Origin of the sequence: Algoriphagus faecimaris, from assembly GCF_900101705.1 — a bacterium.
GTDB classification, from domain to species: domain Bacteria; phylum Bacteroidota; class Bacteroidia; order Cytophagales; family Cyclobacteriaceae; genus Algoriphagus; species Algoriphagus faecimaris.
Genome location: NZ_FNAC01000026.1, coordinates 23175 through 36392 on the forward strand (window position 1 = coordinate 23175; position 13218 = coordinate 36392).

At 40.3% G+C, this 13218-nt stretch carries 9 protein-coding genes; 5 read left to right on the top strand and 4 right to left on the bottom strand.

Going from position 1 to position 13218, the window contains the following annotated elements:
- The first annotated feature begins 82 nt into the window (after positions 1-82).
- Both BLQ57_RS13520 and BLQ57_RS13525 read left to right on the top strand, forming a co-directional pair.
- Positions 83-1558, top strand: a complete 1476-nt coding sequence (locus tag BLQ57_RS13520; RefSeq protein ID WP_087939741.1) for a lipopolysaccharide biosynthesis protein — start codon at positions 83-85, stop codon at positions 1556-1558.
- Positions 1559-1998: 440 nt separating this feature from the next.
- Complete coding sequence (locus BLQ57_RS13525) at positions 1999-2919, top strand: universal stress protein (protein WP_087939742.1); 921 nt, start codon at positions 1999-2001, stop codon at positions 2917-2919.
- A gap of 48 nt (positions 2920-2967) precedes the next feature.
- On the opposite strand, the gene ypfJ is transcribed toward BLQ57_RS13525, so the two are convergent.
- On the bottom strand, positions 2968-3861 hold the full coding sequence (ypfJ, locus tag BLQ57_RS13530) for a KPN_02809 family neutral zinc metallopeptidase (protein WP_087939743.1): 894 nt from the start codon (positions 3859-3861) through the stop codon (positions 2968-2970).
- Between the two features lie 418 nt (positions 3862-4279).
- Between ypfJ and BLQ57_RS13535 the strand changes: the two genes are divergently transcribed.
- Entirely contained in the window at positions 4280-5059 is a 780-nt protein-coding gene (locus BLQ57_RS13535; RefSeq protein ID WP_087939744.1) for a 3-keto-disaccharide hydrolase, read from the top strand.
- 86 nt (positions 5060-5145) lie between these two features.
- Here BLQ57_RS13535 and BLQ57_RS13540 read toward each other — a convergent pair whose 3' ends face one another.
- The 3 genes from BLQ57_RS13540 to BLQ57_RS13550 all read right to left on the bottom strand — a co-directional run bounded on the left by BLQ57_RS13540 (position 5146) and on the right by BLQ57_RS13550 (position 10392).
- Positions 5146-7953, bottom strand: coding sequence for a S9 family peptidase (locus BLQ57_RS13540; RefSeq protein ID WP_317042233.1), 2808 nt, complete (start codon positions 7951-7953; stop codon positions 5146-5148).
- 19 nt (positions 7954-7972) lie between these two features.
- A complete protein-coding gene (locus BLQ57_RS13545) occupies positions 7973-9892 on the bottom strand; it encodes a M14 family metallopeptidase (RefSeq protein ID WP_087939746.1) in 1920 nt (639 codons plus the stop codon).
- Between the two features lie 89 nt (positions 9893-9981).
- A complete protein-coding gene (locus BLQ57_RS13550) occupies positions 9982-10392 on the bottom strand; it encodes a hypothetical protein (RefSeq protein ID WP_087939747.1) in 411 nt (136 codons plus the stop codon).
- Positions 10393-11028: 636 nt separating this feature from the next.
- Between BLQ57_RS13550 and BLQ57_RS13555 the strand changes: the two genes are divergently transcribed.
- Together BLQ57_RS13555 and sufB are read left to right on the top strand one after the other, a co-directional pair.
- Positions 11029-11505 (top strand): Lrp/AsnC ligand binding domain-containing protein, encoded by a 477-nt coding sequence (locus tag BLQ57_RS13555; protein WP_087939748.1) that lies wholly within the window; start codon positions 11029-11031, stop codon positions 11503-11505.
- 233 nt (positions 11506-11738) lie between these two features.
- On the top strand, positions 11739-13184 hold the full coding sequence (gene sufB, locus BLQ57_RS13560) for a Fe-S cluster assembly protein SufB (RefSeq protein ID WP_087939749.1): 1446 nt from the start codon (positions 11739-11741) through the stop codon (positions 13182-13184).
- The last annotated feature ends 34 nt before the right edge of the window (positions 13185-13218 follow it).

Genomic DNA, 13218 nt, shown 5'->3' on the forward strand with positions numbered 1-13218 from the left:
AGGCAGGTTGTGACAAGTGCGCCAAGCCTTGATTTATAAAAAGAAAAGGATAAGATTCCTTATTTTTTGATAATTTCAGCCCATGGGCAAAGTCGCCAATCAAAGCATTCAGACCACTATTTTTTCTTACTTGGGAGTAGTCATTGGCTATTTCAATGTGCTTTGGCTCTATCCCTATGCCCTTGAAGCTTCACAACTGGGTACATTCCGTACTATTCAGGACTTGGCTTTGCTTTTTGTACCCTTTGCCCAATTAGGGCTTGGACATGGTATCACCCGTTATTTCCCCAAGTTAAAAGAGGGGAAATCTGCTTTTTTAAGTTTTAGCATGCTGATGGCTTTGGGTGGATTTTCAGTGGTAAGTCTTCTTTTTTGGGTTTTTCAGAAAGAGATCATTTCACTTTTTGCCAGCAATTCACCGGAAGTACTCAAACACCTCTGGATTGTATTGTTGATTACATTTTTGGCTTTGATGAATTCCATCCTAGATGCTTATAGTCGTTCCTTTTTGAAAGTGGCAATTCCTACCTTTTTCAGAGAGGTATTAATCCGGCTTTTGACTGGCAGTTGGATCATTTTCTTTTTGACTGATTGGATAAATTTTGACCAGCTTATGATGGGATTGATTGCCGTCTATGGAATCCCGCTGATCGGAATGATCAGCTATTTGGCTTGGCTAAAAGTACTTCAGTTTGATTTTAAATGGAGCAATTTCCCCCCAAGGTTTAGGCGATCGTTCCTGCGATTTAGTCTAATCACATTTTTGGCCACAGCAGCTTCCACACTGATCATGAAGATAGACAGCATCATGGTAAGTTCGATGATTAGCCTGGAGGCAAATGCGATTTATACCATTGCTTTCAGTATGGCTTTGGTCATAGAAATGCCCCGAAGAGCCATTTCACAAGTAGTCACCCCTGTCATATCTGATCACTTCACTCGAAATGAATTTACTCAGATCAATTTGCTGTATAAGCAAGTCAGCCGTAGACAATTGTATATCTGCTTATTTTTATTTGTGGGGATATGGAGTAATATAGACAGCATTTACTATTTTATTCCCAATAGAGAACTGTACGAAAGCGGCAAGTGGGTGGTGTTTCTGATTGGTTTGGGAAAAATTTTTGACGTGGGCTTTTCAATCAATTCTGAGATTTTAGTCTACTCAAACTACTATCGCTTCAATCTAGTCGCGACCGTGCTGATGAGTTTTGCGATCATACTGCTCAACTTTGCACTGATTCCCATTTATGGAATAGAGGGTGCTGCTTTGGCCTCTGCCCTTGTGATGTTGGTATTTAATTTGATAAAATATTTTTTCCTCAAACAGAAATTAAGATTTGACCCATTCGATAAGAATACCCCGCGAATAATTGCCATAGGAGTATTCAGCCTACTTGTAGTCAAATTCTTACCAACGATGGAAAATGTATTGATTGATTTGGGAATAAAATCAATCTTGATCTTGGTGATATATTGGATTGCTGCCAAAACAAAAATATACGGTCAGGAAGAGTTGGCTTGGGTGCTGAGAAAAATAAAAAGGCCCGGATCTTAGAGTGTTACAAACCTCCTATAAGACAAGATTTGAGCTGCCTGGGATCCGCAAACTTCCACTGTTATCCTGCCCTGAGGGCGAGGCCCTGAAAGAATCAGGGTGAGGCCTGTTTTTGGAAAGGGCTTCACTCGGTATTTTTGTTAATTGTGAAGTTTGAACATGTCAGCGACCCGGACCACTACAAATATACGGGATAATCCCGGGACTGTTCGAAAAGCTTCAGGCTTATTGACTCAAGATAAAAAATGAAAGTATTTAAAAATCATAGAAGGAGAGAATCAAGAAGTCTGAATTTTAAAATTATATTCTAATATGATTAAAATAACCGAATAAAAATATTGAAAAATAAATTAAAGTTCATTTATTCAAAATAATATTTCTAATCCACCCCTTATAAACTCTCTTTTTATTTAAATTTGCAGCGCAAAACCCAGACAACAATGTATTTGATCAAAAAGCTTATCGTCTGCCTAGACCAAACTGCACTGGATAAAACGTTAATCCAGTATGCAGCATTTATTTCCAAGGTCAACCAGACCAAAAAGGTCTATTTTGTAAATGTCATAAAGAATTTGACGGTACCCAAGGAGGTCTTGGAGGAGTTCCCAAACCTGGTGGAGAACATGGTCAATGAAAGGCAAGAGGCGATGGAGCAAGTAGTCAGTGAGAATTTTAAAGATCAAAAAGGCATTTCTCTTAACTACATCGTCAAGGAAGGTTCCCTATCCAAAAAAGTCCTGAAACTGGCGGAGGAAAAATCCGCTGATATGATTATCATCGGTAGAAAAGTAAGCCTTCCAGGAACAGGGGTGGCCTCATTGAGATTGGCTCGACGTGCAAGTTGCTCACTTTTAATTGTACCAGAAAACTCAACTCCAAGAGTGAATAAGATATTGGTTCCTTCGGATTTTTCAGATTATTCCAAAGACGCCCTTGAAGAAGCCATTATGATTGCAGAAAAACATGGAAATGTAGATATCGTCTGCCAAAACGTGTATACAGTTCCTTCAGGCTATCATTTTACTGGCAAGAGCTATGAGGAATTTACCCAAATCATGCTAATGCATGCTGAGATCAATTACAAAAAATTTATTCGAAAGATTGACACCAAAGGCGTCTCCATTACCCCTGTCTATACCAAAGATGAAGACGATGATCCCGTTCAGGAGATTGTCAGTAAGGCCAAAGAAATCGATGCCGATGGTATCATCATTGGTGCAAAAGGAAGAACTGCTGCAACAGCTCTTTTCATAGGAAGCATGGCGGAGCGTCTCATCCAATACAATGATAGTTTACCGCTATTGGTCACCAGACCGAAGGGAAAGAATGCCGGAATATTAGATTATATCTTGGAGATTTAAGAGAAACGAGAAGGGCCGAAGTTAAAAATGAGAAAGCTATTGCATAAATTATAGTTCTTTCGCATTAAAGGTATCCCCTTGACGAAGGTCGCCAGTATCAAATCCTTTTTTAAACCATCTCATACGCTGTGCTGAAGTACCGTGGGTAAAAGAATCAGGTACCACATCAGAACCAGATCGCTTTTGGAGGCGATCATCCCCGATTGCATTGGCAGCATTCAAAGCTTCTTGAAGGTCACCTGACTCCATCATACCACTTATTTTTTGACTATGATGTGCCCAAACTCCCGCCAGAAAATCAGCCTGAAGCTCCAGTCGAACGGAATATTGGTTATACTCCGTCTGACTGATTTGCCCTCTTAGGCTTTGCACTTCATCGGTGATTCCCATGAGATTTTGGATATGATGCCCTACTTCATGAGCGATGACATAAGCCTGAGCAAAATCTCCGGGAGCATTAAGTTTTTTTTCCATATCCTCAAAAAAGCTCAAATCAATATATAACTTTTCATCCGCTGGGCAGTAAAAGGGACCCGTGGAAGAGCTGGCATTGCCACAGGCAGAGGAAACAGACCTGGTAAATAGGACCAAAGTCGGTTCGCGATAATCTTCCAAGAGTTGATTCCATATCAACTCTGTATCCGCGAGAATAACAGCGCTAAAATCTGCTAATTCGTCTTCCTCAGGACTGGACTGATAGGTGGACTCAGTGGAAAAGTTTTGCCCACCCCCACCGAGAAAATCCCCGATAAAATTTAGAGGATTGGTACCCGTCACTACCGAAAAGAGAACTACTATCCCCACTATCACCAAGCCTGTTTTGGAAAATAAGATTTTGATCAAGGGTCCTAAAAGCATAGGGTTGATTCCTCCACCTCCTGAACCCCTTCGGCCTCGACGGTCATCGATATTAGAGCTTTTTTTTCTTCCTTGCCATTTCATCTGTTTATAATTTGTTTTTTAGAGGTCATAACTTGTCCCGAGTATCGGGATAGCCTGTCTCACACATTTTCTCCAATGCATCGGGGCATCCCCCTGTGTGTCGTTTCCAAAGTGTTCGATTTTTTGTCTTTATTTTTTTTAGGCCAGAACTTGTCCCGCGCTTTAAGTCAGGATAGCTTGCCACGAACTTGATTCGGGATGGAATGCCCTTACCTTTTTACGCTCGGCTTTTAACTTTTCAAAGGAATTTGGATCAAATAAGGAGATGAGAATTCCTTACTTGAATTTCATTTTTTTGCTGAGGTATCGGAAATCAAAATCAAATTAAAGAAGGCATTCAGATAAAATCCTTTTTATGCTATTTTAAATTTAACCAAATTGAGATTTAAGTTTAGAATCAACCCTAATTAAATATACTATGAATCCCAAAATCAACCTAAAAAACCTATTGTTCGCTGGATTAATTTTCAGCACAATTTCCTGTGGCTACACGCAAACGGGTGTAGGAGTTGCGCCTATCGAAGGAGCCGAGCTACTACTCGACGGAAGTAAAGAGATGCTTTTAAAAAACTGGGAATACTGGAAAGGTCCCAGATTTTCTGCCGAAGACCCCATCAAATGGCCGGAAGTCGAAGATCCAGTGACAGGCGGAAAAGCCATCAGCAGCAATGACCCAGCAGGTGCAGGTGGAAAGTATGGCGCTGCAGATATTGTGACTAAGAAAAAATACCGAGACTTCAGAGCGCATGTGGAGTTTTTAATCAAAAATGAAGGAGGAAATAGCGGTGTTTACTTACAAAATCGCTACGAAATCCAAATTCTAGATGGAGATTATGGCTTGCACGGCTTGGCCGCTGTGATCAACGAACATTTACCCAAAGAGGAAGCGTATAATGGACTTGGTAAATGGAACGCCTATGACATACTATTTAAAGCTGCTCGATTTGAAAATGGTGAATTAAAAGAAAAAGCAAGGGTAACTGTTTATTTTAATGGTAAAAAAATCCATGAGGATGTCAGTATACAGCAAGTATGGGGTGGGCCTAACTCTGGACTTGATGGAGGAAATGACGAAGGAAAAGGAATCACAGACCGTCCAGGAGGATTGAAACTACAAGCTGAAGGTCATGATGTTCTCTATCGAAATGTTTGGATCCAAGAAGTGAATCTGGATGGAAAAAGCACTGATTTTCAATAAGGAAAAGCTCAAAATCAGACCCATTTAAAACTAAAAACCCGACTCAATGAGCCGGGTTTTCTTATTTAGGTTACATGAATGGTGGATCAATCCTCCAATTCATATTTCAGGGTTTTACCCTTTTCTACAGCAGGAAGTCCTTCTGTCATCCAAAGTGGCGCAGGAGCACCTTTGAGGTAGTGATCAAAGAATTGACTTAGACGAACAGAAAGGTCTTTTCTATTTTTACGTTGACGGAGATTGTGATCCTCTCCATTATACTGAAGTAACCACGCCGGTTGGTTCAATCTTTTCAATGCCATAAACATTTCGATTCCCTGATACCAGGGCACAGCCCCATCCTCGTCATTATGCATAATCAGGACGGGAGTTTTTACTCTATCCATAAAGAATAGAGGAGAGTTTTCGAGATAGTAAATTGGCTTTTCCCAAAGGGTCCCTCCTATTCTCGACTGAGTCTGCTCATACTGAAACATTCTGCTCATACCTGTTCCCCAACGAATACCACCATAGGCAGAGGTCATGTTGACCACAGGTGCACCTGCTCCTGCTGCTTTGAACATATTCGTTTGAGTAATCAAATAAGCCACCTGATATCCTCCCCAACTTTGTCCTTGAATCGCCATATTGTCCGCATCAACAAAGCCTCGGGCTACGATAGATTGCACACCAGGAATAATGCAGTTGTAAGCACTTGGTCCGGGAAGTCCCAAATCGTATTTGATATCGGGCACAAAAACCAAGTAATCGTTGCTCACGAAATATGGAATATTAATCGTAGAAGCAGAAGGTGCCGGGGAGCGATAGTTATGCAGTCCATTACTATTTCGCTCGTAGAAATACACCATCATTGGATACTTCTTATTAGCATCAAAATTCTCCGGCTTAAATAACAAGCCTTGCAGTGGAACACCGTCATTTGCTAAATAGCTCACTAGTTCAACAGATCCCCATTTAACATTGGCCTGCTGTGGATTAAGATTGGATACTTTGCGCAGGTTTTTCAAAGTCAAATCTCCCAAGTGCAAATCAGGGTTTTCCTGATAGGTACTTCTCCTGACTGTGATCTCATCTGAATTCTTTGCTTTATTAAAGCCATAATAACGATGATCAGTCATCAATATTTCCTTAGGTGCGCTTTTAGCATTTATACTAGTTTGGTAGAGTCCTGACTGCTTGTTTACTTCATTGAACGCAGTCAAATACAAAGTAGCTTTGGGATCAATAGATCGCTCCTCTCTATCCAAGCTTAGTCTTCTAAATTCGATAGCATTAGCTCTACCCATTCCTTGGGTGATATTGATCGCTTGAGACGGATTTTTTGGATCGATTTTCCAAATATCGTATCTGTCATTGATCAGAATAGCTTCATCTTTTGCCAGCCATCCAGCTGTACCGTAGCTTCCAGGAAGTGAGGGAGAGTCATGCAATTCTTCATAGAAATCAACATCCAAACCTTGGGTCAAATTGATTTTATTTTTTTGAGCAATATCATATGCCATCCATGTGGAATCATTGCTTGCATACCATGTCACATAGTTGCCTTCAGGAGACAGACTTGGATATCCTGGCAGGGACTTTTCTACCAAGGTTTTTTGGCCGGAGGTAAAATCAATCAAGTAAACATCCCTTCCAATCTGAACATCCCAAGAATAGTTTCTTCGGTAAGGTGCATCTGTCCACACTAATGCAAAATCCCTTTCGATCTTATTTTCTAGAATGATATTGTTGACTTCTCGGTCTTCAAGTTGAGTGATTTTCTTGCTCGCCAAGTCCATCGTAGCGGTGTAGGCTCTTCTCTCTTCACGAGATTTGTTTCTAAGCTGCATGGGTTGGATTTCGGCATCTTGCCATCCCCAAATATCCAGACTTACGCGCTCCTCATCGAGAATCGTGGTGTCAGACTTATACGCATAATCTACATAATCTTCGGCCACTCCAAAGAAGAGTCTTCTTTCATCTTCGGTAAACCGAATACCGGCATCGCTACTCAAGCGACCATTATCTAAAATTCCCTCTGAGTCTTTATTGACCAGTTCCTCCAAAGCCAAAGCTTCAGTTGGTGTGAGGTAAAGCTGATAGTAGGGCTTCTCTGCTTTGGAAGAGTCATTGGTAGAGATGAAAGCCAAATACGTTGACTTAGGTGAAAATGATACTCTGGAATATTCTGTATTTCCTTCGTGAACAGCCATGCTTTCGCCACTGTTAAGATTAAGGAGGTAAATGGCGGCATTGTCCAGAGTATCTTCCTCTGCCAAAACATACTGAAGAAACTTACCATCTCCTGAAAAACCGTAGCTTTTCACTCGCTCAAATTCATAGCTTTTGCTTCCATCCAGCGATCGAACTTGTAATTTAGTCCCATCTGTTTTCTTTGGTTTTTCGGCTTTTGCTGTAGAATCTGCCTCATCTTTTTTTACAGGCTTCTCCTTCTCAAAATGAATCGCAATCCAGCTTCCTTCCTCTGAGGGAATATCAAATGACTTGACATTAGCCATTTTTTCAATTTTACCTGCGCTAAGATTAAGGATAAACAAGCTGTCCTTTGGCATATCGTCCTTTTTAGCCTTCTTCAATTTCAGCATTCTAACCGAGTCCTTTTGAGGAACAATTTTCCCTACTGCAAAAGCATCGTCAGGGGAGAAACTCCACCCTTGAGCCCGATGGATAATTGTTTTTTGATTGGGATCCGTGTAGGGCAAAATCTCCAAACGAGCATCTCCATCTTGCGGAGAAATCATATATCCCACCCATTTTCCATTTTTTGTGATTCGCTCAGCAGAAAGACTTTCCCAGCCATCGTAATCATCATGCGTCAGAGATCGCTTTTGCTGTGCGTCTACACCTGTATAGAACAGCACGGCAAAAAGTAATCCCATTAGCCTCATTTTCATCAGCATACTTTTATATGGTTTAGTTTAAATTAAATTCTTTAATAAACATCCCTCCTCTAGTGGAGGAAAGCTTGATCTTTCCTTTGACTTCCTCGTCAGCGTCTACTTTTACCCGGAAAGTAGCAGATTTTTTCTCTCCTAATCCCGTGTACCCGGAATAGATCGTTTTGTCGTACAGTTCTGGACTGATGATTTTTACTTTGGCATCTTCATAACCTTCTAAAAGTGCCTTATCAAAATCCAGAGAAACTCGATCTTCCTGTACAATTTTCACGAGTTTAGCTTGCTCTAAAGCCACCGGAAGCCCACCGACATTTTCCCAGTTGATGGTGATTTCATACTCATTATCAGCTATTTTTTTGATCATGGGCTCACTTACTTTCAGTTCAGGGAGACGCATGGCCATGGCCATATTGAATTGGGCCTGTTTTTTAGCCCAGTTTTCCAGTTGCCATGTAGGACCATTCTGTCCAAAAAACTTAGGATGAAACCCTCCTATTTCGACTTCACCTAACTGGGGATGATTAAATGGTGTCCAAGGCTTAAAGCCTTTTCCCTCATTTTCTTCTTCATCCCACATAAGCGCATCATAGTCATTGTATATACCATCACCATTGTAGTCTTTCATGGCGCCATTGTTCCAAAGCTCATCTCCATACCAAATACTTCCATAATAGAAGTAGCCGAAGTCCGGTCCATGCCCAAATAAAGGTGAAGGCTTAAGCGGATCCCCTGTCATGGGATTTACTTTATATCGAGTGCTATAGGTTTCATATACGTCCCCTGCCCAAGGGTAAGCGGTAAAGGAAAGTCCCAATTCGTCCATTTCCCGATAAATCTCAAGATCTTCAGGATACATACGCTCTTCACTTTTAGAAGTGGAAGGCGGTCTCAAATGCATAGGAACTCGGGTATCCATAGAGTTTACGACAGAAATATTGGGATGAGAAAGCATCCAAAGTACTGTGGAACGAGTTTCTGGTTCACTGAGGGGGTATTCACCGGCACCATATTGGGTATAGCCTCTACCTGTCAAATCACCCCCTATGTCGGGGCGCCAGTTTTCGGGATAATTTCTATGGAGGTCAAGCCCTCCGATACCATCTTCATTGAAACTCCCGTCTTCATCATTATCTATCCCCTCAGAGTAGATGAGATAATCTCCCTTTCCGGGAAAAACGCGCTTCATTAATTTGCCTGAAGGGTGATCAGGATCGATGATGTAATTGGCTTTTTTCTTTTCCTCTTCGGTGACCGCCTTTTTTCGCATTTGATAGATGATACCATCACCATCTAGATCTTCTTCCGGGTCTTCGTCTATCAATCCATCACGGTCATTATCGTGGGGTTTGACAGAGCTTCGGTTTCGCTGCTCGGTAAACAAATAAAGGTTGGACCCATCGGGATTATTTTGAGGTCTTAGGTAGATAGCCTTTGTATCTATAAGATGAGTGATTTCTTCGTCCTTCCCATAATTTTCGATCAGGTGCTTGGTCATCCAAAGAATGGACTCACTGGATGTAATCTCTCCAGAATGCCGACCTCCTTCAAAATAGGCGGCAGGCTTATCCGTGTCCTTTCCTGTTGACTTGTTAGTCAAGGTCATCTGATAGACAGGGCGTCCTTCCAAGGAATGGGCTACTACATAGAGATCTACGATTTCGGGAAATTGTTTAGCCCATTGCTCATACCAGTAATACATTACGTCTACCGTATGGTATTTGTCAAAGGTGAGCTGATCACCTGGAGTGTATTCTACTTCTGGAAATACAAATTTTTTAAAAAAAGAGGGACCATGCCTCTCCCCTGATACGGTATAGAATTTGGCTGTAGAATCTTTCTCTGGGAAATTTCTTCCTTCCTGAAAAGATTTAACTTGTCCTGATACGGAAAAACTGAGCAGAGACAGTACACCTAAAGTGGGTATAACGTTCTTCATAAGGTTGGCGGTTGATTAGAGGATAAAAATACCAACCGTACCTCAGTGCATCCACACCGCTCAAAAAAAAAGTCGGTAAAACCGACTTATTATTTTTGGATGATTAATTCAAAGGTTTGGGGACCATATTGTTGTTTTCCTGGAATAGGCTCGCATTTGGGTAATTTGCGAATAACGTGATCCAATCGCTCTTTGAGCCCTTTATCATCAGAGTTTTCGATTTCGAAGCCACTAATTTCTCCCATGGAATTGACATCCAAAAGAACTCTAACTTCGTCAATCTCTTGACTTTTCTTTGTTCTAAAAATAAATGGAGAATAACTGTCTATCATTTCCTCAGTAAAATCCGCAAACTTCCAACTCGCAGATTCAGCTTTAGCTTCTTCAACAACTACCCTAAGCGTTGCTTTTTCCTCCAAGTTGCCTGAAGCAAAAACATTAAACGGTGATAGCATAATGGCTAGCACTGTAATGCCGATATGTGAGATGAGCTTTTTCATGACTGATTTCAATACCCAAAAATGCACAAAAATTAATTTCAAAGCAAATATTTTGCAGTTTAAACACCAAAAAACAAATCATGAAAACCCCTATGCTCGATGGATAAACACAATTACCTGATTATCAATTTTTTATATTTTTATTTCAGCATTTGAAATGTCAAAAAAATTGAAAAATATACAGCGATTTAAAGGTTATGAAAGACGGATTTTAGGGTTTGATTCAGCTTAACCTATAAAGGTGGTCGGACTTTAATCCATGTGATTTGAATTTTTATTAGTTAATCTTCCATTTCTCAGAACTCGGAATAGGAAAATGGATCCCTCAAAAGGGCTAAAATCAAAAAAGTCTTGCCAGAAGCAAGACTCTTTTCAGAATATAAACCCAAATATAACTTTAGAGATTAAAAGTTTCAATTTTGATACCGACTTGAAATTTCGCTATCGGTATTTTTGCCATTTTTAATTTTTTCAAACTTCATTTAGGCAAAATTTTATTGAAGCTTTCTAAGTCGACCTCAAAGTAAATGTATTTTCACATTAATTACAAATTGAAAAAATAATTTTGCAATATTTTGAACAATCTCTAATTTACAGCTCACTTCATTAACAATCATCTAAATCCACATCAAAAAAATGGATAAAATTTTAGATATCGACAACATAGACCTAAAAATCATTTCACTCCTCAACGAGGATGCAAAAACTCCATACACAGAAATAGCCAAAAAAGTCTTCGTTTCTTCGGGTACTGTTCATGTCAGAATGAAAAAATTGGAAGACATGGGGATAGTGAAGAGTGCCACATTGAATATTGACTTTTCAAAATTAGGGTATGACATCTCTGCTTTTCTGGGAATCTATTTGGAGAAAAGCTCCTTATATGACACTGTAATTGAGCGGCTCAAAGAAATACCGGAGGTGGTGAGTGCTTATTACACGACGGGCAACTACTCAATTTTTGCCAAAATCATCTGTAGAGACACGAATCATCTACGGATCGTTTTAGATAAAATCCAAAAAGTGGAGGGTATTGATAGGACCGAAACGCTTATTGTACTCGAAGAAAGTATCAACAGGCCTATCCAATTTTTTGATAAAGAGAAGAAGTAAAATCACTATTTGGATTAAATCCAAATAAATAATTTTCAACCAAAACAGAAGTGGGGACAAAACTATTCCTCACTTCTTATTTTTTTAGAAAAGTCCAAAATTGCCCTATTTTGACTTGTTTTTATCGAATAATTGAATCTTTGATAGATTTTTCCGATCGGTTCGAACATATTATTTTGAATATATGTTGTAGATTCGCAGTCAAAATATAATTAGTCTAAATAACTCGGCTTATGAGCAAAGACAATCAGATTTTAGAAGAATTTACCTCCAAAGAATATGAACACGGTTGGTCCGTCAATTATGAAGCAGATGAAGCTCCTGCCGGATTAAACGAAGGAATTATCCGCTGGATCTCAGCGAAAAAAGAAGAGCCCCAATGGCTTCTTGAGTGGAGATTGAAAGCTTTCAAAACATGGGAGTCCATGACTGAGCCCGAGTGGGCAAATGTACATTATCCAAAAATTGATCTCCAAGCACTCATATATTATTCTGCGCCAAAGCAAACGAAGAAGCCTAAAAGTTTGGATGAAATTGATCCGGAGCTATTAGCTATCTATGAACGCTTGGGTATTTCCCTTAATGAACAAAAAAGACTTCAAGGAATAGCTGTAGATGCGGTCTTAGACTCTGTGTCTGTTGCTACTACCTTCAGAGAAACTTTAAGCAAATTAGGGATCGTTTTTTGTTCCTTTAGTGAAGCGGTTAAAGAGCATCCTGAATTAGTAAAGAAATATTTGGGGTCTGTAGTACCTATGACCGATAATTATTATGCGGCACTTAATTCTGCTGTTTTTTCTGACGGATCATTCTGCTACATTCCAAAAGGCGTAAGATGCCCAATGGAGCTTTCTACCTATTTTAGAATTAATGCGGCCAATACCGGGCAATTTGAGCGTACACTGATCGTGGCGGAAGACGAGTCCTACGTGAGTTACCTAGAGGGTTGTACTGCGCCTCAACGCGACGAAAACCAACTTCACGCTGCCGTTGTAGAAATTTATGCCGGTGCACGTTCCGAGGTAAAATACTCCACTGTTCAGAACTGGTTCCCAGGTGATAAAAACGGAAAAGGCGGTATCTATAACTTTGTAACCAAAAGAGGTATTTGTGCCGGAGATTACTCTAAGATTTCTTGGACCCAGGTAGAAACAGGTTCTGCGGTCACTTGGAAATATCCCTCTTGTATTCTTAAAGGAGATCACTCTATTGGAGAGTTTTATTCTGTAGCAGTAACAAACAATTATCAGCAGGCGGATACAGGTACTAAGATGATTCACATTGGTAAAAACACCAAGTCAAGAATCGTATCTAAAGGTATTTCTGCAGGTAAATCACAAAATTCCTATCGTGGTCAAGTGCAAGTAATGAAGCGGGCTACCAATGCTCGAAACTTCTCACAGTGTGACTCCCTATTGATGGGTGATCGATGTGGCGCACATACTTTCCCATATATCGACATCAATAATCCTTCTGCCAAAGTAGAACACGAGGCCACTACGTCAAAAATCGGAGAAGATCAAATTTTCTACTGTAATCAGCGTGGGATTGCCACCGAGGATGCGGTGGCATTGATTGTCAATGGCTACGCCAAAGAAGTATTAAACCAATTGCCGATGGAGTTTGCTGTGGAAGCACAGAAACTACTCGCCCTTACCTTAGAAGGATCAGTTGGGTAATAAGGTTTGAAACGAGAGGTTGAGAATTTGATTC